Annotated in this window: 17 protein-coding genes; 8 read left to right on the top strand and 9 right to left on the bottom strand. The window is 67.6% G+C overall.

Annotation, left to right across the window (positions count from 1 at the left end; genetic code table 11):
- Positions 1 to 821, top strand: an 821-nt coding sequence (locus EJ913_RS30445; RefSeq protein WP_211099079.1) for a CopD family protein, incomplete at its 5' end; no start/stop codon positions are given.
- 3 nt (positions 822 to 824) lie between these two features.
- On the opposite strand, the gene EJ913_RS30440 is transcribed toward EJ913_RS30445, so the two are convergent.
- From EJ913_RS30440 to mutM, 8 genes are all read right to left on the bottom strand, one after another.
- On the bottom strand, positions 825 to 1,880 hold the full coding sequence (locus EJ913_RS30440) for an ABC transporter ATP-binding protein (protein ID WP_127005070.1): 1,056 nt from the start codon (positions 1,878 to 1,880) through the stop codon (positions 825 to 827).
- 137 nt (positions 1,881 to 2,017) lie between these two features.
- On the bottom strand, positions 2,018 to 3,226 hold the full coding sequence (locus EJ913_RS30435) for an extracellular solute-binding protein (RefSeq protein ID WP_238521509.1): 1,209 nt from the start codon (positions 3,224 to 3,226) through the stop codon (positions 2,018 to 2,020).
- A 170-nt stretch (positions 3,227 to 3,396) separates the two neighbouring features.
- The gene (locus EJ913_RS30430; RefSeq protein WP_127005068.1) at positions 3,397 to 4,323 is read right to left on the bottom strand and encodes a GGDEF domain-containing response regulator; all 927 of its coding nucleotides are present in this window, start codon (positions 4,321 to 4,323) and stop codon (positions 3,397 to 3,399) included.
- 115 nt (positions 4,324 to 4,438) lie between these two features.
- Positions 4,439 to 5,974, bottom strand: coding sequence for a chromosomal replication initiator protein DnaA (gene dnaA, locus EJ913_RS30425; RefSeq protein WP_127005077.1), 1,536 nt, complete (start codon positions 5,972 to 5,974; stop codon positions 4,439 to 4,441).
- 521 nt (positions 5,975 to 6,495) lie between these two features.
- Positions 6,496 to 6,756, bottom strand: a complete 261-nt coding sequence (rpsT, locus tag EJ913_RS30420; RefSeq protein ID WP_127005066.1) for a 30S ribosomal protein S20 — start codon at positions 6,754 to 6,756, stop codon at positions 6,496 to 6,498.
- Between the two features lie 173 nt (positions 6,757 to 6,929).
- Complete coding sequence (locus EJ913_RS30415; RefSeq protein WP_127005064.1) at positions 6,930 to 7,706, bottom strand: enoyl-CoA hydratase; 777 nt, start codon at positions 7,704 to 7,706, stop codon at positions 6,930 to 6,932.
- An 88-nt stretch (positions 7,707 to 7,794) separates the two neighbouring features.
- On the bottom strand, positions 7,795 to 8,202 hold the full coding sequence (locus tag EJ913_RS30410) for a hypothetical protein (protein ID WP_127005062.1): 408 nt from the start codon (positions 8,200 to 8,202) through the stop codon (positions 7,795 to 7,797).
- Positions 8,203 to 8,215: 13 nt separating this feature from the next.
- The gene (mutM, locus tag EJ913_RS30405; RefSeq protein ID WP_127005060.1) at positions 8,216 to 9,058 is read right to left on the bottom strand and encodes a bifunctional DNA-formamidopyrimidine glycosylase/DNA-(apurinic or apyrimidinic site) lyase; all 843 of its coding nucleotides are present in this window, start codon (positions 9,056 to 9,058) and stop codon (positions 8,216 to 8,218) included.
- Positions 9,059 to 9,593: 535 nt separating this feature from the next.
- Here mutM and EJ913_RS30400 point away from each other — a divergent pair.
- The 6 genes from EJ913_RS30400 (at position 9,594) to EJ913_RS30375 (ending at position 18,362) form a co-directional block, all read left to right on the top strand.
- Positions 9,594 to 10,952: a hypothetical protein gene (locus tag EJ913_RS30400; protein ID WP_127005058.1), complete on the top strand. Its 1,359-nt coding sequence runs from the start codon at positions 9,594 to 9,596 to the stop codon at positions 10,950 to 10,952.
- A 647-nt stretch (positions 10,953 to 11,599) separates the two neighbouring features.
- Positions 11,600 to 12,730 (top strand): THUMP domain-containing class I SAM-dependent RNA methyltransferase, encoded by a 1,131-nt coding sequence (locus tag EJ913_RS30395; RefSeq protein ID WP_127005056.1) that lies wholly within the window; start codon positions 11,600 to 11,602, stop codon positions 12,728 to 12,730.
- A gap of 313 nt (positions 12,731 to 13,043) precedes the next feature.
- Complete coding sequence (locus EJ913_RS30390; RefSeq protein ID WP_127005054.1) at positions 13,044 to 13,820, top strand: class I SAM-dependent methyltransferase; 777 nt, start codon at positions 13,044 to 13,046, stop codon at positions 13,818 to 13,820.
- 12 nt (positions 13,821 to 13,832) lie between these two features.
- Positions 13,833 to 15,371 carry a 2-polyprenylphenol 6-hydroxylase gene (gene ubiB / locus EJ913_RS30385; RefSeq protein ID WP_127005052.1) on the top strand — a complete coding sequence of 513 codons (1,539 nt, stop codon included), beginning with the start codon at positions 13,833 to 13,835 and terminating at the stop codon, positions 15,369 to 15,371.
- A gap of 122 nt (positions 15,372 to 15,493) precedes the next feature.
- Positions 15,494 to 17,191 carry a sensor histidine kinase gene (locus tag EJ913_RS30380; protein ID WP_127005050.1) on the top strand — a complete coding sequence of 566 codons (1,698 nt, stop codon included), beginning with the start codon at positions 15,494 to 15,496 and terminating at the stop codon, positions 17,189 to 17,191.
- Positions 17,192 to 17,429: 238 nt separating this feature from the next.
- Positions 17,430 to 18,362, top strand: a complete 933-nt coding sequence (locus tag EJ913_RS30375) for a DMT family transporter (protein ID WP_238521500.1) — start codon at positions 17,430 to 17,432, stop codon at positions 18,360 to 18,362.
- Positions 18,363 to 18,386: 24 nt separating this feature from the next.
- Here EJ913_RS30375 and EJ913_RS30370 read toward each other — a convergent pair whose 3' ends face one another.
- Positions 18,387 to 18,815 (bottom strand): YkvA family protein, encoded by a 429-nt coding sequence (locus EJ913_RS30370; protein ID WP_127005048.1) that lies wholly within the window; start codon positions 18,813 to 18,815, stop codon positions 18,387 to 18,389.
- Between the two features lie 162 nt (positions 18,816 to 18,977).
- Here EJ913_RS30370 and EJ913_RS30365 point away from each other — a divergent pair, with 162 nt between their 5' ends.
- Positions 18,978 to 19,739: an SDR family NAD(P)-dependent oxidoreductase gene (locus tag EJ913_RS30365; protein ID WP_127005046.1), complete on the top strand. Its 762-nt coding sequence runs from the start codon at positions 18,978 to 18,980 to the stop codon at positions 19,737 to 19,739.

The raw sequence follows: 19,739 nt of genomic DNA, 5'->3' as shown, positions 1-19,739 counted from the left end.
GGGCGAGCAGCCCTTCCTGCGCGGCGGCGGCGAGACGTCCGGCGTCCACCGTGATGAACAGGTCGGCCGGGCTGCTGCCGCTGCTGGCCCTGTTGCGCCACGCGCCGGCCCTCGACTCGGCGCGGCTGGTCCGGCGCTTCTCGCGCGGCGCCCTCATCGCCGTGGCGGCGCTGCTCGCCGCCGGGGTGGGGTTGAGCCTGCTCCAGCTCGCCGATCCGGCGGCCATCGCCGGCACCGTCTACGGGCAGCTCTGGCTGGCGAAGATGGTGGGGGTCGCCCTGCTGCTCGGGCTGGCCTCGGTCAACCGGCTGCGGTTGACGCCCGCGCTGGAAAGCGGCAGCCGGTCCGCCCGCGATCACGCGCGGCGGCTGCTGAGCCTGAGCGTCGCGTCGGAGATGGCGCTGATGGCGCTGGTGGTCGCGCTGACCGCCGGGCTCGGCACCACCCCGCCGCCGCGCGCCCTGGCCCGGCCGGTGGCCGACGCCGATCCCGGCTACACCGCCGTCACCATGGCGAAGGGGCGGCAGGCGGTCGTCAGCCTCGATTCGGCGCGGGCGGGGGCGAACAGCCTGACCCTGCACCTCGCGCAGCCCGACGACACGCCCTTCGACCCGAAGGAGCTGGCGGTGGAGCTGTCCCTGCCCGCCGCCGGGATCGAGCCGATCCTGCGCCGCCCCGGCCGCACCGGCCCCGGCGCCTACCGGCTCGACGGGCTGACGCTGCCGGTGGCGGGGCGCTGGGAGGTCAAGATCGACGCGCTGGTCGACGATTTCGAGAAGGCGGTCTTCCGCGTCACCGTGCCGGTCGGCGGGGCGCGCTGAGCCTCAGGGCGCGGTGGGCAGCGCCACCGCGTCCGCCGCGCGGAAGCCCAGCCGGGCCGGTTCGCCGGGGACGAAGGCCGGCTCCTGCCCCAGATGGGGAACCTGCACGGTCAGCCCGCCCTCCAGGAAGGCGTTGACGAAGGCGCCCTCGAAATCGCGGTGGGTGACGCGGGCCTCCAGCGGGTTCTCGGCCTGCCCCAGCGCCAGCCGTTCGGGCCGGACGAACAGCGTCGCCCGGTCGCCCGCCGCGAGGTTGCGGGGGTTGCGCCCGCGGAAACGCCCGAAGCCGGTGTCGAGCACCGCCCAGCCTTCCGCCACCTCGGCGACGATTCCGGGGAAGCGGTTGCTCTCGCCGACGAAGGACGCGACGAAGGCGGTTTCCGGGTGGTCGTAGACGCTCGGCCCGTCGCCGACCTGCTCCAGCACGCCGCGCGACATCACGCCGATGCGGTCGGACATGGTCAGCGCCTCGCCCTGGTCGTGGGTGATGTAGATGAAGGTGACGCCGGTCCGCCGTTGCAGCTCGCGCAGCTCCCCCCGCATGTGCTGGCGCAGCTTGAGGTCGAGCGCCGACAGCGGCTCGTCCAGCAGCAGCACCGCCGGTTCCACCGCCAGCGCGCGGGCGATGGCGATGCGCTGGCGCTGGCCGCCGGACAGGTCGGTGACGCGCTTGTCGGCGGTGTCCGGCAGCGCCACCAACTCCAGCAACTCGCGCACCCGCCGCTTGCGGTCGGCCGAGGCGACGCCGCGCACCTCCAGCCCGAAGCCGATGTTCTCGGCCACCGTCATCAGCGGGAACAGGGCGAGGTTCTGGAAGATCAACGCGGTCGGCCGCTTGTTCGGGCCGATCCCGCGCATGTCCTTGCCGCCGATGCGGACGGCGCCGCCGGTCGGTTCCATGAAGCCGGAGATCATCCGCAGGATGGTGGTCTTCCCGCAGCCCGACGGGCCGAGGAAGCTGAAGAACTCCCCCGCCCGGATGGTCAGCGAGACCTCGCGGACGGCGACGGTCTCGCCGAACCGCATGGTGACGGAATCGAGTTGGACGTCCTGGCTCATGGTCTCACTGCTTTGCCCCCTCCCCATCCCTCCCCCGCTTCGCGAGAGAGGGGGCAGGAGGATTGTCGGCGTTCGGCGGAGTTCCCTCTCCCGCCACAGGCGGGGGAGGGTCAGGGAGGGGGCAAACGCGCCCGCCCTTACGCCGCCAGGAAGCGGTCCTGGTATTCGTTGCGGATCGAGACGTACCACGCCTCCTGGATCGGCCACCACCACAGCTTCTGCAAGGCGTCGCCCGGATAGGCGTCGGCGAAGAACTGCTTGCTCAGGTCGTTCAGATGCGCCTCGGCGCCGACCGCCGTGCTGGAGATGCCCGAGAAGTTGGTGTACAGCGCGCCGGCCTCCGGCGTGTAGAACCAGTTGATCCAGGCGTAGGCGTTCTCCAGGTTCTCCGCCTTCTTCGGGATGGCGAAGCCTTCCATCCAGGCCAGCGCCCCTTCCTTGGGCGCGACGAAGCGGACCGGCAGCCCTTCCTTGCGCAGCGCGGCGGCGGTCGAGTCCCAGGTCTGGCCGATGACGCAGCCGTTGGTGCGGAAGGCGCCCTGGGCCTCGTTCTCGTTGGTCCAGAACTGGGCGACCGACTTCTTGTTGGCGACGGCGGCCTTCAGGATCGCGTCGAAGTTGGCGCGCGCCTTGGCCTCGTCCTTGAACTGGTCGCGGATCGGGTGCGGCAGCTTGCCCTGGCTTTCCAGCCACAGACCGATGCCGATCAGCGAGGAATGGCCGCGCACCGTCACCTTGCCGGCGTTGCCCGGCGCCCACAGGTCGCCGTAGCCGGCGGTGCCGTAGACCAGCGGCGCCTTGGCCATGTCGTAGGCCAGGGCCTCGGTCCCCCAATCGGCCGGGGCGAAGAAGCGCTTGTTGCCGACCACGCCGCCCATCCCCGCCGATCCCTCGACCGAGGATTTCAGGCAGCCGTCCCACTTCACCTTGGCGTCGTCGATCGGCTGGAGCAGGTCGAACTCGACGTAGTTCGGCACGCGGTCCACCGTGGGGTGGATGATGTCGAAGCCGGCGCCGCCGGTGGCCTTCAACTGGTTCAGAAGCTCGTCGTTGGTGCCGTATTCGGTCAGGGTCGCCTTGACGCCGGTCTTCTTCTCGAAATCGGCCAGCATGTCCGGGCTGATGTAGCCGGCCCAGGAGAAGATCTTCACCGAGCCCGACGCCGCGCGCCCTTCGCGCAGCACGAAGGGACCGGCCGACGCCACGCCGGCCACGGCGGCGGCGCTCTTCAGCAGCAGGCGGCGGGAGAAGCTCTTGGCGGCGCGCTGGGTCTCGACGCTCGACCGTTGGGCTTCGGTCATGGCGGCTCCGGTGGTGCCGGCCTGCGGCTTGGCGATCTTCGGCATGGCGCCCAGTCTCCCTGTGTTCGGATGTTGGCGTGTGGTCCCGTCGGCGGCGGCGTCGTTGCGCTCCCGCCCAGACCACGGAGTGTGCCCGACAGACACGGCGGGCGCCACGGCCGACACCGGGACCTTGCCAAACTTCATAGCCCCGTCACGGGGCGGACCCGATCCCGTCACACGACGTGGAAGCGCGCCTTGACCACCACCCCCTCGGCGCCGCGGACGACGGTGCGGTCGCTCCCACTGCGCTTGGCGACATGGAGCGACTCGTCGGCGCGGGCCAGCAGCTCGGTCACCGAGTCGGTGCCCCGCGCCAGGCACACGCCGGCGCTGACGGTGAAGGAGAACGTCGCCCCCTCCGCCGTGGTCGCGACCAGGGCGGCGGTGGACAGGCGGATGCCCTCGACCAGCGCGATGGCGTCCTCGACGTCGTCCGTCGGCAGCGCCATGCAGAACGCCTCGCCGTCCAGCCGTCCCAGGATGCCGCCATCGGGAAGCAGGGCGCCGCAGGTTTCGGCGAACAATTTCAGCGCCCGGTCGCCGTTGGAGTGGCCGTGGGCGCCGTTGATCGCCTTGAGGCGGTCGAGGTCGACCAGCGCCACCGCCAGCGGCGCGCCCGTGTCCCTGGCGTAGCTGTATTCGTGCTCCAGCCGCTCCAGGAAGCGGCGGCGGTTCATCACCCCGGTCAGGGGATCGGTGTTCAGCATCTCCGCCATCACGCGCTGCGTGCGCGTGATGCGCTCCCCGGCGCGCACGCGGGCGCGCAGCGTGGGCAGGTCGATGGGCTTGGTCAGGAACTCGTCGGCCCCGGCGTCGAAGGCCTCGGCCCGGCACCGTGTGTCGGAGTCGCCCATCATCAGGATGGAGAAGGTGCGGTGCTGCCCGTCCTCCGCCCGCACGTGCCAGCAGAGTTCCAGCCCGTTCATCCGGGGCATGTCCAGATCGGCGATCAGAACGTGGATGTCGATGGCGCGGTGGATCGCCAAGGCTTCCTCGCCATCCTTGGCGACGAGGACCCGATACTCGTGACGTTCCAAATGATCCTTGATGAGCTTGCGGATCACCGCCGAGTCGTCAACGACGAGAACGTTCGTCTTCACGGCGCGTCGCTTTCCCCAACATCATCACGATGCGTGGGGTTATTGCAGGATTTTAGATAAAAGTCACACGATTCCTATAGGCATGCCCGTCGATCCCTTCGGGGGACACGCACAATCAGTTCTCCAACATGCGCCGCAACAGCTCGACATCCTCGGCGAAGGACGGATCGGTCGCGCGCAGCTCGTCCACCTTCTTGACCGCGTGCATGACGGTGGTGTGGTCGCGCCCGCCGAACTTGCGGCCGATCTCCGGCAGGGAACGGGCGGTCAGCTGCTTGGCGAGGTACATGGCGATCTGGCGGGGACGCGCCACCGCGCGGGCGCGGCGGGCCGAGTGCATGTCGGCGACGCGGATGTTGTAATGCTCGGCGACGCGCTTCTGGATCTCGTCGATGGTGACGCGGCGGTCGTTGGCGCGCAGCAGGTCGTGCAGCACCTCCTGCGTCGTCTCCAGCGAGATGGAGCGGCCGACCAGATCGGCGTGGGCGACGATGCGGTTGAGCGCCCCTTCCAGCTCGCGCACGTTGGACGTGATCTTGTGGGCGAGGAACTCCAGCACCTTCAGCGGGATGGTCGCCTGGAGCGCGTCGGCCTTGGCCTGGAGGATGCCCAGACGCAGCTCGTAGGTGGTCGGGTGGATGTCGGCGACCAGCCCCCAGCCCAGGCGCGAGCGCAGGCGCTCCTCCATCCCCTCCAGGTCGGACGGGCTCTTGTCGGCGGAGATGATGACCTGCCGGTTCTGGTCGACCAGCGCGTTGAAGGTGTGGAAGAACTCCTCCTGGGTGGAGTCCTTGCCGCTGATGAACTGCACGTCGTCGATCATCAGCACGTCCACCGAGCGGAACTGCTGCTTGAAGGCCATCGTGTCCTTGAAGCGCAGCGCGCGGATGAACTGGTACATGAACTTCTCGGCCGACAGGTAGAGCACCTTGCGGTTCGGGTCGTTCTTGCGGATCTGCCAGGCCAGCGCGTGCATCAGGTGGGTCTTGCCGAGACCCACGCCGCCGTAGAGGAACAGCGGGTTGAAGGTGACGGCGGTGGCGTCGGCGACGCGGCGGGCGGCGGCGTGGGCCAGCTCGTTCGGCTTGCCGACGACGAAGTTCTCGAAGGTGAAGCGCGGGTCGAGCGCGGCGGACAGGTCCGACCGGTCCTCCATCAGCGCCGGCATGGCGTTGGGCGACTCGTCCGACGCCCCGCCGTAGGAGGCCGAGGTGTAGGAGGCGGCCGGGGCCGGATCGTTGGCGTTCGGCTGGGGGCGGCGCTCGGGCGGCGGGGGACGGTTCTCGGCGCGCTGGGCGAAGGTCGGGGCGGAAGTCGAGGCCGAGCTTGGGGCCGAGCCTGGAGCCGGGTCGTCGCGGTCGTCGTTGTCGGCGACCAGCGCGGAGGGCGCGCCGGTGGAGGCGACGATGACGTCGATGGAATGGACCTCGGGGTTCTCGCCGGTCCACAGCACGCGGATGCGGTCGGCGTAGTGGGTCAGCACCCAGTCGCGCATGAAGCGCGTGGGCACGACGATGCACACCTCGCCGCCGGTCATGCTGGCGACGGCCAGCGGTTGCAGCCAGCTGCGGTAGGCGATCTCGCCCACCTCATCCTTCAGGCGACCGCGAATGCGCGCCCACTGTTGATCCAACGACACGCCGACCGACATGCTCCCCTGCCCCCGCATCCCCAACCGTCCGATCCCCACCGCCCGACCGGCGCACCGCCAATGGGCGCGCCACCGGCGAACTCACGGCCGCCGGAAGACCGGGATCGATCCGATCACACGACACGGCGGACAAAATTGTAAAACCCGCCGCGAACTCGACCGTTTTCAAGCAAAAGAAGACCTCGACACCCGCCGTGACTCATCCGAATCCCGGCTGGCCCAAGACCTTCGCTGTCTTTGCGCAGTGCCGTCCGCCGCGCGACATGGTGAACACATCGTTTCGCAGTCCCGGACGGAACAAAACTCTAATCGCCCCCAAGAGGACTCGCAATGGGACAGATGGCGAACGGGTCAAAAAGACAAAATCGTTCGTGGCAGCCGAAAGACCGATATCAAAGTTCATAAGCGGTGTTGTCGAAAATCCAAGACAATCTTGGTCACGATTCAACGCTTGCTTTAAACGCAAAAAGCCGCGCTCCGAATCACGGGCGCGGCTTTTTGAAACCCTTGGATCAGACTCTTCAGAGAGCCTTGATGCGGGCCGACAGGCGCGAGAGCTTGCGCGACACCGTGTTCTGGTGCAGCACGCCCTTGGTCACACCGCGCATCATTTCCGGCTGGGCGGACTTGAAGGCCTCGGCGGCGACGGACTTGTCGCCGGCCTCGATGGCGCTCTCGACCTTCTTCACGAAGGAACGGATGCGGCTGACGCGGGCACGGTTGACTTCCGTGCGACGCTCGGTCTGACGAATGCGCTTTTCAGCGGACTTATGATTGGCCATGGAAACCCTACTCCGAACGACACGGCTGTCGTGATGCGAGCGCGCCTTATACGCGCCACCGAACTGTGAGTCAAGGCGCGCGCCGCAACGTGTCTGTTCTGTTTTTCACGCGACGACATCTTGACGGGATCTGTCCCTCCCCCACCAGATGCAGGGGAGGGACGGCTTATGAATCAGCGGTTCTTCCAGGCGGGCTGGCGCTTCTCGGCGAAGGCGGCCATGCCTTCCTTCTGGTCTTCGGTGGCGAAGGTCGAGTGGAACAGGCGGCGCTCGAAGCGCACGCCCTCGGCCAGCGTGGTCTCGTAGGCGGCGTTGACCGCCTCCTTGGCCATGGCGACGACCGGCTGCGACAGCGAGGCGATCTTGGTGGCGACCTTCACGGCCTCGTCCACCAGCTCGGCGGCCGGGACGACGCGGCTGACGAGGCCGCAGCGCTCGGCCTCGGCGGCGTCGATCATGCGGCCGGTCAGGACCATCTCCATCGCCTTGGACTTGCCGACGAAGCGGGTCAGGCGCTGGGTGCCGCCGGCGCCGGGGATGGTGCCGATGGTGATCTCCGGCTGGCCGAACTTGGCGGTGTCGGCGGCCAGGATGAAGTCGGCCATCATGGCGAGTTCACAGCCGCCGCCCAGCGCGAAGCCGGCGACCGCCGCGATGGTCGGCTTGCGGGTCTTGGCCAGACGCTCCCACTTCGCGGTGATGAAGTTGGAGTTGTAGACGTCCATGTAGGAGAAGCCGGCCATCTCCTTGATGTCGGCGCCGGCGGCGAACGCCCGCTCCGACCCGGTGATGACGATGGCGCCGATGGCGCTGTCCGCCTCGAAGGCGTCGAGCGCCTGGCCCAGCTCGGTCACCAGCTGGTCGCACAGCGCGTTCAGCGCCTTGGGACGGTTGAGCGTGACGAGGCCGACGGGGCCGCGGGTCTCGACGAGGATGGTTTCGTACGACATGGTTGCAGCTGTCTCCCGATCTGGCGGGGGCCGTCGTTGCGGCGCCCCGGTTGGTTTTCTTTTGCGTGCTTAAATGTCTGCCGGCGCCTCAGCGCGGGTTCAGCGTGAAGCGGACGGAAGTCCGCCCGCCCGAGGCCGTGAACTCCAGCCGCAGCTCCTCGCCCTCGCGGACGAAGAGCCGGTCGGCGGTGCGCCGCCAGCCGAGCTGCGGCAGAGTCTGGTCGTAGAAGGCCAGCACCGCGTTGCGCGGCACCGCCCCCGACAGCACCGCCTGGACGATGCGCCCGCCGGGCTTGTCGAAGACGAGCGGCTCAGCCTCCGCCGCGTCGAGTCCGGGCATGGCCGGAACGTCGGGCAGGCCGGGGACGAAGGGCGAGGCCCCCGCCGCGTGCGCCGGATCGAAGGGAAAGGCGAGGCTCCCCAGGCCCGCGAGTGCGGGGCCGGCAAGGAGGAGTGCGGCGAGCGCCGCCCGAAGATTGGCCGGAAAAGCCGTCATGCTCCCAGGTATATCAGCGTTGGCGCGCCGCACAATAGAAAGTCGAGCGGCCGGACTGCACGATGCGCCGCACGCCCCCGGTCTTTTCCACGTCGCAGCTGCATCCGGGGCAGGGCTCGCCCTCGCGGTCGTAGACGGCGAACTGGTGCTGGAAATAGCCCAGCTCCCCCGACGCCTGCCGGTGGTCGCGCAGGGTCGACCCGCCCGCCTCGATGGCGCGGCCCAGCACCTCGCGGATCGCGGCGGCGAGCCGGTCGGCCTCGGCGCCGCCGACGGAGGACGCGAGGCGGGTCGGGCTGATCCCGGCCTGGAACAGCGCCTCGGCCACATAGATGTTGCCGAGCCCGGCGACCACCGTCTGGTCGAGCAGCGCCGCCTTGATCGGCGTCGCCTTCCCCGCCAGCCGCTCGGCCAGCACCGGGCCGGAGAAGGCGTTGCCGAGCGGCTCCGGCCCCAGGCTCCGCAGCATCGGGTGGTCGCCCAGCGCCTCGGCCGAGGTCAGGTCCATGAAGCCGAAGCGCCGGGCGTCGTTGAAGGTGACGATTGTGCCGGACTCGGTCTCGAAGACCACATGGTCGTGCTTGCCGAAGCTCTCGGGCCGTTCGGGCGCGATGGTCATCCGCCCCGACATGCCCAGATGCGCGATCAGCACCGCGCCGTCGTCGAGCTGGACCAGGATGTATTTGGCGCGCCGCCGCACCGACTCGACGCGCCGGCCGGTCAGCCGCTCCTCGAATTGGGGCGGAAAGGGCATGCGCAGGTTGGGCCGCCGCTGCTCGACGCGGACCAGCACGCGGCCTTCGAGGTGCGGGGCGAGGCCCCGGCACACGGTTTCGACTTCGGGGAGTTCGGGCATGATGGGCAGAGGGTGGGGGAGATGGGGGAGCGATGCAAGGGGGAGTGAGAACGAAACGTGTTTGGGAGGCGGGTCGGCCGACTTGGGCTTTGAGCGGCGTTGTCCAGCCAAATGCATGGATCGCTGCTTTTGCACCGGAGTCGGACGGTTGCAAAAGGCAGTTTGTCATGACGCCTTGCGTCCGTTTTCCAACCTTCGGTTACACTCTGGTTTTCCCACGGAAATCAAAGCCCTTACCGGTCAAGCGCCCCGCCCGTTTCGGCTGTCCACCCCACCGCCACTTCCAGGGAACGGATGTCGGCACGGCCCAACCCTTTGCTCCGCATCTGATGGCGGAGACGCGGCTACCATAGATATTTTATCGATAGCCCTTTTCAAGGATTCATGGTTGTGTTTCCTGAGCGAACACGCCTCGCATCACAGGTCACTCAACTTTGAAACTGCATATAGGAGCATGACAATGGCCTCGGGTTCCATGACGGTCCGGAATGCTTGCCCGTTTTCCGTGACATTCTACGCTTTGGGAGGTCCTACGTTGGAAATTCCACGTTTCTCAAGCAGGACAGCCAAGGCATGCAAGGTCTGGTTCTCGACCAGGGCCAAGGGAGGAGGAGTTGTTATAAACTTAAAAGATTGGGAACAATATAAGGAAGAATATCTTAAAGAATATGAGAAGCATGCAGGTCAAATTGGAGATCAGAGTGGAACCGGTACCGGAACAGCCGCCGGATCAATTCTCGGATATGGGCTTGATAGCCTAGTTGAAGTTTTTTCTGTAAAAAACACCATAAATGGCGATGACACTTATTTCGGCGCAAAAAAAGAAGCCGTCTATGGAAGTTCAAATCTCGTAGTCTATGCGAAATTGGATCCCGCCTGTAAAAAAGATCATGAATTGGGAAAAATTTGGATGCTGCATTTAGAAAAGGATAATGGACAGGAATCTGACGATGCAAATGCTGACCCTGACTACACGGTTCCTGATTTAAGTAATTATTCTAGTCAAATCTTTTTCAGAGCCTTTAATGCTGCAAAGGGTTCTTACCTGTATGCACAAGACGACAACAAGACCGTGAGCGTCCGTCGCCGTCCGAAGTATCTTTCGGATATCCTTCCCGTTCCATTTAATCCTAAGGAAATGAGAGATTATTGGACACTTCATCCGCAAGATGCTGGCGATAACATTCATAGAGTTAAAATTCTAAACACCAGCACGAATAAATGGCTTACTTGCTTCTCAACCGCTAACAATAAAGTTGGTTTGTATTCTGTTGACGAACCGGATTATGAGGATCAGCATTGGGATTTGGATGATCTAGGATCAAATGGCTCATATGTGCAATTAAAAAATACTAAAGTTGGACAGAATCTAGTAGGAACGGAAGAGGATAGAGTTTTTATGTACAACCCGATACGTGACGGTAACGGGGACCAAACATGGATTGTCGAAACCCTAACTGCAAACATTTCGAACGTACCCAAATCTACTGATATATATTTAATGCACGCAGCGACTGGCTTGATTATAGGAGGTGATAACAACGACAACATTATACTGAGATCAGAATGGAGTGAGGGAGCAGCATACAACTTTACTCTTGAGAGAATATCAGGTGATATCTACAAACTTCGCTCCACAAGCTACAATGGAAGCTCCAGCGTCCTCACATACTATCAGGATGGTGATTATTTAGGCCTTTACCCCGGAAACGCCACAGATTACCCAGACCAGCACTGGGAAATAGTAATGCAAAAAAATCATGCTGGGTTTTATTTAAGAAACCAAGCGCCAAAACGAGGATCGTCAAATTATCTCTATTACAAGGACGGCGGCTTTGGTCTATACAATGGACCTTATGACAATGACCAGCTATGGGTTGCTCTGTTCAAGTAACCGGGATTTTCTTTGCGCTCAATGACGCAATTGATTTCCTGAAAGGCTTAACAAGAGCACGTATTGATCAACAGAGGGCCGCTCCTGTTGGGGCGGCTCTCCGAATATCGCCAAGCTTAAGGTTATCGTGTTGGCTAAGATCGCGACTTGAATCCGGTTCGGGGACGATGTGAACCAACGGCCTCGACATGACGGAGCAAGGTTTTAAGCAGGCGCTTCAATCGCACCGGCCTGATGCTGCCGGGCTGGCGAGAGCGTCGAGCCGATGGCGGCACGGGTGGACCCTGGCCGGGTCGGCGCAACGCGGACCGTCGTCTCGCTGGGCACCGTTTGCCGCGCGCTCGATTCCAGCAAGTGGAGCGCCGTCACCGAGGCGCGTTTCCGCGACGCCCTGCGCAAACACAAGGCCGCGCTGAAGCCCTTCACCGGGGGCCGGCGCCGGGCCCCGGTGCTGCTGCCGATCCACATCCCCAGTCAGAACGCCATCCTGCGGGTGCGGCTGGTCGGCGTCAGCCGCCTGCTTGCAGCCGACGTGACAAGGGAAGCGTCCCGCCTCCCCCCTGCTTTCCATAAAATCCGTTCCCCACTCTCAAACCAAAACGAGAAAACATGTCGATGCCCCCCTGCCTTCGCGCTATGTAGGCGGGATGACCACAGACCAAGATTTCGAGATTTTCGTCGTCACCGCTCCCGGCCTGGAAGCCGCGCTGTGCGCGGAGTTGCAGGCCGCCGGGTTCCGGGATCCCACTCCGGGACTGGGCGGCGTGACGATCCGGGGCGGCTGGCCCGAGGTCTGGCGGGCGAACCTCACGATCCGGGGCGCCGTCCGCGTCCTCGCGCGCGTCGCCGCCTTCCGCGCCCTTCATCTGGCGCAGCTCGACAAGCGGGCGCGCAAGGTGGCGTGGGGCGAATTGCTGCGCGCCGACGTGCCGTTCCGCGTCGAGGCGTCGTGCAAGGCGTCGCGCATCTACCACGCGGGCGCGGCGGCGCAGCGGATCGAGCGGGCGATCCGCGAGGAACTCGGCGCGCCGGTCTCCAAGGAGGCCGAAATCTGCGTCAAGGCGCGCATCGACGACGACCTCTGCACCATCAGCGTCGACACCTCGGGCGAGTCGCTGCACAAGCGCAACCACAAGGACGCCGTCCACAAGGCGCCGATGCGCGAGACGATGGCGTCGCTCTTCCTGCGCCAATGCGGCTACGACGGCACCGAGCCCGTCGTCGATCCGATGTGCGGGTCGGGCACCTTCGTCATCGAGGCGGCGGAGATCGCCATCGGCCTCCAGCCGGGCCGGTCGCGCAGCTTCGCCTTCGAACAGCTCGCCAGCCTCGACCCGGCGGCGTGGCAGGCCCTGCGCGGCGCGGGCGGCGGCGCCACCGCCAGCCCGGCCAGCCCGGCCATCCGCTTCCACGGCAGCGACCGCGACGCGGGCGCCGTCGCCATGAGCCGCGCCAACGCGGCGCGCGCGGGCGTCGCCGAACTGACCGCGTTCCGGCACCACGCGGTCAGCGACCTCACGCCCCCGGACGGGCCGCCCGGCCTCGTCATCGTCAACCCGCCCTATGGCGGGCGGATCGGCGAGAAGAAGCCGCTCCATCCCCTCTACCAAGCGCTGGGCCAGACGCTGCTGGCCCGCTTCTCCGGCTGGCGGGTGGGGATCGTGACGACCGACGCGTCGCTGGCCCAGGCGACCGGCCTGCCCTTCGACACGCCCGCCCCCCCGGTGCTGAACGGCGGGCTGCGGGTGACGCTGCACCGGACCGGACCGCTGCCCTGACGGACGCGGCCGAGGGTAGGGACGCGCGTTTCTGGGGCCGGACCGCCCGCCCCCGTTCCGCCCATATGCGCTAAGAAGCCCTTCTTCCCTTGAGGGAGAAGGGTTGGGATGAGGGGTATTCCGCCGAAGGCGGAAAGTTTGCGCCCCCTCACCCCAACCACGAAGCCTGTGATCGCCTTTGGCGCTCTTCGGCTTCGTCCCGCGAGGGGAGAGGGGCTTCTTGGCGCCTATGCCCCCGCCTCCGTCGAATCGCCGCATCGTCCCCCCAAGCCCCCGCTGGCATCGCCCCCCGCGCCGCGCTATGTTCCGCGCCATGAGCGACACGCCCCCCCATGCGACCAAGCCGGTCTCCGGTTCCGAAGGCAACTGGTTCGGCTTCACGCCCGTCGATCCCGACGCCAAATCGGGTCTCGTCCGCGCCGTCTTCGGCAGCGTGGCGACCAACTACGACCTGATGAACGACCTGATGTCGGGCGGCATTCATCGGCTGTGGAAGGACACGCTGATGACGATGGTCGCGCCCAGGCCGGACATGACCCTGCTGGACGTGGCGGGCGGCACCGGCGACATCGCCTTCCGCTTCCTCGAACGCGGCGGCGGGGCGGCGGTCGTCTGCGACATCACCGAGGCGATGGTCCGCGTCGGCCGCGACCGCGCCATCGACCGCAACATCCTGTCCGGCGTGCAATGGACCGTCGGCGACGCGGAGAAGCTGCCGGTCGCGGCGCGCTCGGTCGACGCCTACACCATCGCCTTCGGCCTGCGCAACGTCACCCGCATCGACGAGGCCATCGCCGAGGCGCGCCGCGTGCTGAAGCCCGGCGGCAAGTTCTATTGCCTGGAGTTCAGCCACGTCGTGCTGCCGGTGCTGCGCGAGCTGTACGACCTCTACTCCTTCCAGGTGCTTCCCAAGATCGGCCGGATCGTCGCCAAGGACGAGGACAGCTACCGCTACCTCGCCGAGAGCATCCGCCGCTTCCCGCCCCAGGCCGAACTCGCCAAGCGGATTGAGGCCGCCGGCTTCGCGTCGGTGCGGGTGCGCAACCTGACGGGCGGTATCGCCGCGATCCATTCCGGCTGGCGAATCTAAAGGCGGCGCCCCTTGTTCCGTATCCTGCGCAACCTCGTCCGCCTCGCGGTCATCGGCCGCACGGCCGCCCGCCACGACGCCCTGCCCGAGACCCTGCTGGGGACCGCCCCCGGCCTGTCCTGGCTGTGGCGCCGCCTCGCCCGCAAGGACGTGCCCGGCCGCGACGGCCAGCGGCTGGCCCGCGCGCTGGCCGAGCTGGGGCCGACCTACATCAAGCTGGGGCAGCTTCTCTCCACCCGCTCCGACCTCGTCGGCGAACGGATGGCGGTCGATCTGGCCGAGTTGCAGGACAAGCTGCCGCCCTTCCCCGGCGAACAGGCCCGCGCCATCGTCGAGGCCGAGTTCGGCCAGCCGGTCAGCGCCCTGTTCCGCAGCTTCGACGACAAGCCGGTCGCCGCCGCCTCCATCGCGCAGGTGCATTTCGCGGTGACGGCGACCGGCGAGGAGGTCGCGGTCAAGGTGCTGCGCCCCGGCATCGAGATCGCCTTCGAGCGCGACATCGACCTGTTCTACTGGCTGGCCGCGCTCGCCGAGCGGGTGCTGCCCAAGCTGAAGCGCCTGCGGCTGCGCGAGGTGGTCGACACCTTCGCCCGCACCTCGCGGCTGGAGATGGATCTGCGGATGGAGGCGGCGGCGGCCTCGGAGCTGGGCGCCAACTTCAAGAGCGACCCGACCTTCAACGTGCCGGGCATCGACTGGGAGCGCACCGGCGGCCGGGTGCTGACGCTGGAGCGCATCCGCGGCTTCAAGGTGGACGAATCCTCGCGCATCGAGGGCGCCGGCTTCAACCGGGACGAGATCCTGGCGATGGCGTCGGCCAGCTTCTTCAACCAGGTGTTCCGCGACGGCTTCTTCCACGCCGACCTGCACCCCGGCAACCTGTTCATCAACGAGCAGGGCACCATCACGGCGGTCGATTTCGGCATCATGGGCCGGCTGGACCGGGCGACGCGCTATTACCTCGCCGACATGCTGATCGGCTTCCTCAGCGGCGACTACCGCCGCGTCGCCGCCGTGCATTTCGAGGCGGGCTACGTGCCGCGCCACCAGTCCATCGAGATCTTCACCCAGGCCTGCCGCGCCATCGGCGAGCCGTTGCAGAACAAGCCGCTGAACGAGATCTCGGTCGGCCGACTGCTGGCCCAGCTCTTCGCCGTCACCGAGCAGTTCGAGATGGAGACCCAGCCGCAGCTCCTCCTGCTCCAGAAGAGCATGCTGACGGCCGAGGGCGTCGGCCGGCTGCTGAACCCCAGCATCAACATGTGGGAACTGGCGCGGCCGCTGATCGAGGAGTGGATGCGCGAGAACCGCGGCCCGGAGGCGCAGTTCCTGGAGGACGCCGGGGCCGCCCTGTCGACCATCCGCCGCCTGCCCGCCCTGGTCCGCGAGGCCGAGCGCGTCGTGACCGACATGGCGGACGGCGGCGTGCGGCTGCACCCCGCCACGGTGCGCCAGACGCTCCAGGGCTGGAACCGCCGCCGGCGCGGCGACCGCGCCGCCTTGTGGATCATCGCGGCGCTGCTGGCGGTCATCGCGCTGCGGCTGGGCTAAACCCCTGACCTTTGGGTGGTTTCCAAAGCGCGGTCACGGCCGAAAGGCTGGGTTGCAGGGGGTCCGCCCTGCGCTACCATCGCCTTCCGTCCTACTCAAGGGATCTTCAGGCGCCTCACCGGATGGATTTGCCCCAGCCCCCGGTCTCCGCGCATCCGCCGGAGGCCGCCCCCTCCTTCCGGACGCCGCGCCTGGAGGCCGCCATCGGCTGGCTGGCCGCCTGCGGGCTGGTCTTCCTGGCCAGCGTGGCGGTCATGGTCGGCGTGCAGTCGCGCGAGCGCGCGCTCGCCAACGCGCAGGACCGCGCCCAGGCCGCCGTGCGCGTGCTGGCCGAACACGCCGCCCGCCTGTTCGACGCCGCCGACCTGCTGGTCGAATACGCGGCGCAGGAGACGGCCGGACGGGGCTGGGACGAGATCGCCGGCTCCCACGCGCTGTGGGAGCGGCTGAACAGCCAGCGCACCCGCCTGCCCTTCCTCGACGCGGTCTGGCTGAACGACCCGTCGGGGCAGCTGCGCCTGACCACCGTCGCTTTCCCCTCGCCGGTCTCCGACGCCTCCGACCGCGAGATGTTCCTGTTCCACAAGGACAACCCCGACCGCCCCTACATCAGCGAGCGCATCGTCGGCCGGGTGACCAACAAGGCCAGCTTCCTGCTGAGCCGCCGCCTGTCCGCCCCGGACGGAAGCTTTCGCGGCATGGCCTCGGTCACCGTCGATCCGGCCTACCTCTCCGGCTTCTACAAGGATCTGGAGCTGTCCTACGAGCCGGTGACGCTGATGATCCGCATCCAGGATCTGGGCGTGCTGGTGCGCGAGCCCGAGGCCAACCCGCTGGCCCCGGCCCCTCTGCCCGAGGCGGCGCGGCGCGCTCTCCTGGCCCGTCCCGGCGGCGGGATCATGCAGGACGACTCGATGATCTTCGCCCACCGCCGGGTGGAGAACTGGCCGGTCTACGTCGCCGTCCAGCATGACGTGGCGCCCGTGCTCGACGCGTGGCGGCGCTCCATCGCGCCCTACGCCGGGCTGACCGCCGCCGCCGCGCTGGCGCTGCTGGCGCTGTCGGCCTTCGGCTTCCAGCAGGCCAAGGCGGCGCGGCGGGTGCAGAGTCGGCTGGAATCGCGGGTGCGGGAACGCACCGCCTCGCTGGAGCTGGCGCTGGGCGAGCGCGACGCGGCGCTGGCGGAAAAGGACCTGCTGATGCGCGAGGTCAACCACCGCATCAAGAACAGCCTCCAGGTCGTCTCCGGCCTGCTGACCCTGCAGGGACAGTCGGCCGCCGACCCCCGGCTGCGCGCCCATCTGGACGAGGCCGGGCGGCGCGTCCAGGCGATCAGCGACATCCACCGCCTGCTCTACCGGATCGACGACGTCCGCTTCATCCCCTTCCACGACTACCTGACCGCGCTGTGCCGCGACCTGGAACGCTCCGCCCAGTCCGATGGCGGCGGCTGGCGGCTGGAGCTGGCGGTGGAGGCGGTCGACGTGCCGACCGACCAGGCGGTGCCGCTCGGCCTCATCGCCAACGAGCTGGTGATGAACGCGATCAAGCACGCCTACCCGGACCGCGGGAGCGTCGGCGGGAGCGGCCCGCACGCCATCGCCGTCGGGCTGGCGCGCGACGCGTCGGGGGAGATCCGGCTGACGGTGTCCGACCGGGGCGTCGGCCTGCCCAGCGAATTCGACTGGCGCCGCAGCCGCAGCCTGGGCATGCGCCTGATCCACGCGCTGTCCACCCAGCTCGGCGCCACCCTGGCGATCGAGCCGGGGGAGCCCGGCACCCGCTTCGCGCTGCGCATGCCACTGGCCCGCCCGGCCTGAGGCTCCGCATCACCCGCAAGGCGTGGCCCGGACACGAATCCCACACGCGGTGCGGGTTCTTTTAAAGAACTGAAACAATCAGGACGGTTGCTTGTCGCTTGCGGAACTCGATTGCAGGGCGGAGTATGGAGAGGCCGAGAGGATGTTTCCCGGATTGGGAGACGTCCCGCCCCTTCCCTGACGCGGACCGCGCCCGACCGTGACAGCCCCCGCCACCACCAGCCTAGCGGCGTTACCGTTGCCGGCGCGCCATCGCACGGTCGAGGCGGTGTTCTGGATGCTCGCCTCGGCGCTGGTCTTCGCGGTCGGCAACGGGGCGGTCCGCCACGTCACGACGGAAATGCATCCCTTCCAGGTGGTGTTCTTCCGCAACCTGTTCAGCCTGCTGCTGATGCTGCCCTGGGCGCTGACCGCCGGTTCCGCCTCCTTCCGCGCGGTGGCGACGGGCGGGCGGCTGGGGCTCTACGTGTCGCGGTCGCTGACCAGCCTCGCCGCGATGATGGCGTGGTTCTACAGCCTCGCCCACATCCCACTGGCGACGGCGACGGCGGTCAGCTTCACCACGCCGCTCTTCGCCACGCTCGGTGCCGCGCTGTTCCTGGGGGAATCCGTCCAGGCGCGGCGCTGGGGCGCGGTCTGCGTCGGGCTGGCCGGGGTGATGATCGTGCTGCGGCCGGGCGTCGGTCTCAGCGCCTTGGGCGACGGGGCCGGCGGAGGAATGGACTTCGGCTTTCTCGTGCTGCTGTTCCACTGCATGGCCGCCGCCGCGACCGTGCTGCAGATGCGCACGCAGGCCAAGCGGGACGGCACCGCCGTGGTGGTCACCTATCTCAGCCTGTTCGTCACGCCGATGGCCCTGATCCCATCCCTGTTCGTCTGGGTCTGGCCGAGTTGGCCGATGCTGGGCTGGTTGCTGCTGCTGGGCGGGCTGCTGACGCTGGGGCAGTTGGCGATGACGCGCGCCATGGCGCTGGCCGAAGCCTCGGCGATGATGCCCTACGATTACGCCCGCCTGCCCTTCACCGCCCTGGTCGGCTGGCTGGCCTTCGGCGAGACGATGGACGGCTGGGGCTGGGTCGGCGCGTCGGTGATCGTCGGGTCGGCGCTCTACAGCATGCACCGCGACGCCACGGAGCGGCTGCGCCAGAGCGGGCCGCGCAAGGCCGGCTGAGCCGCTCCAATCTCCATTCTCCTGTCAGCCCCGCGTCGACGAGGCGTCGTCCGGGGCCAGGATCTCGCCGTCCAGTGCGCCGCCGCCGGCCGCCGCCTGTTCCGCGCGGAGCGCGGCGCGGGCGCGCGACCAATGGGCCGGGGTCATGTTGGTGCGCACCGCCTGGACGGCACCGGCCAACACCGCCGCGTCGTCGGTGAAGCCGGCGAGCAGCAGCCAGTCCGGCAGCGCGTCGAACGGCATCACGAAGTAGACCAGCGCCCCGATCAGGATCGCCTTGACCTTGAAGGGCGTCGTCGGATCGGTCGCGCAGAAATAGGCGGCCAGCAGCTCCTCCAGGAAGGGGATGCGGTGCAGGTTGGCGCGCAGCTTCCGCCAGAAATTGCGGCGGACGAAGCGTTCCTCCCGTTCCACGCGGGCGGGGTCGTAGACGACCACATCGGTGCCGGGCATAGGCTCTCCTGGCGGGGTTGGCCGAGGGTGGGGTTGACGTAAGGCTCTGACCATACGGTAGAGTGTGGTGGACGCGCGCATCTGCTAGACAGGTGCGATCAATACCCGAAAACCGCAAGCCCGGCGCAACGATCCGCCGGCAGCAATTAAGGAGGAGACGCCATGAACATCGCAGGTCTGCCCGCCATCGTCACCGGCGGCGGTTCGGGCATGGGGGCGGCGACCGCCCGCCATCTGGCCTCGCTGGGCGCCAAGGTGACGGTGCTCGACGTCAACGAGGACGCCGTGCTGAAGACGGCCCACGAGATCGGCGGGCTGGGTCTGGTCTGCGACGTGACCGACAGCGGGTCGGCCGAGCGCGCCTTCGACCAGGCCCGCTCGGCGCACGGCCCGGCGCGCGTCGCGGTGAACTGCGCCGGCATCGCCCCGGCCCAGCGCATCGTCGGCCGCGACGGCGCCATGCCGCTGGAGTCCTTCCGCGCGGTCATCGAGGTCAACCTGATCGGCACCTTCAACGTGCTGCGTCTGGCCGCCGCCGACATGGCGAAGCTCGACCTGCTCGACTCCGGCGAGCGCGGCGTCATCGTCAACACCGCCTCGGTCGCCGCCTACGAGGGGCAGGTCGGGCAGGCCGCCTACGCCGCGTCGAAGGGGGGCATCGTCGCCCTGACCGTCTGCGCCGCCCGCGACCTCGCCCGCAACGCCATCCGCGTGATGACGGTGGCGCCCGGCCTGATCGGCACGCCGATGCTGCTGGGCATGCCGCAGGAGGTCCAGGACAGCCTTGCCGCGACGGTCCCCTTCCCCAAGCGCTTCGGCAAGCCCGAGGAGTACGCCCGCCTCGTCCAGCACATCGTGGAGAACGAGATGCTGAACGGCGAGACCATCCGCCTCGACGGCGCCATCCGCATGGCGCCTCAATGA

Origin of the sequence: Azospirillum doebereinerae (assembly GCF_003989665.1) — a bacterium.
GTDB lineage: Bacteria > Pseudomonadota > Alphaproteobacteria > Azospirillales > Azospirillaceae > Azospirillum > Azospirillum doebereinerae.
This window is presented reverse-complemented; position numbering and strand designations above follow the sequence as displayed.

Excerpts from the sequence above, each read along its gene's own strand:
- EJ913_RS30395 (WP_127005056.1), top strand. The coding sequence starts at position 11,600 with ATGACCACAGACCAAGATTTCGAGATTTTCGTCGTCACCGCTCCCGGC.
- EJ913_RS30440 (WP_127005070.1), bottom strand. The coding sequence starts at position 1,880 with ATGAGCCAGGACGTCCAACTCGATTCCGTCACCATGCGGTTCGGCGAG.
- EJ913_RS30390 (WP_127005054.1), top strand. The coding sequence starts at position 13,044 with ATGAGCGACACGCCCCCCCATGCGACCAAGCCGGTCTCCGGTTCCGAA.
- dnaA (WP_127005077.1), bottom strand. The coding sequence starts at position 5,974 with ATGTCGGTCGGCGTGTCGTTGGATCAACAGTGGGCGCGCATTCGCGGT.
- EJ913_RS30415 (WP_127005064.1), bottom strand. The coding sequence starts at position 7,706 with ATGTCGTACGAAACCATCCTCGTCGAGACCCGCGGCCCCGTCGGCCTC.
- EJ913_RS30410 (WP_127005062.1), bottom strand. The coding sequence starts at position 8,202 with ATGACGGCTTTTCCGGCCAATCTTCGGGCGGCGCTCGCCGCACTCCTC.
- mutM (WP_127005060.1), bottom strand. The coding sequence starts at position 9,058 with ATGCCCGAACTCCCCGAAGTCGAAACCGTGTGCCGGGGCCTCGCCCCG.
- EJ913_RS30365 (WP_127005046.1), top strand. The coding sequence starts at position 18,978 with ATGAACATCGCAGGTCTGCCCGCCATCGTCACCGGCGGCGGTTCGGGC.
- rpsT (WP_127005066.1), bottom strand. The coding sequence starts at position 6,756 with ATGGCCAATCATAAGTCCGCTGAAAAGCGCATTCGTCAGACCGAGCGT.
- EJ913_RS30370 (WP_127005048.1), bottom strand. The coding sequence starts at position 18,815 with ATGCCCGGCACCGATGTGGTCGTCTACGACCCCGCCCGCGTGGAACGG.
- EJ913_RS30380 (WP_127005050.1), top strand. The coding sequence starts at position 15,494 with ATGGATTTGCCCCAGCCCCCGGTCTCCGCGCATCCGCCGGAGGCCGCC.
- EJ913_RS30435 (WP_238521509.1), bottom strand. The coding sequence starts at position 3,226 with ATGCCGAAGATCGCCAAGCCGCAGGCCGGCACCACCGGAGCCGCCATG.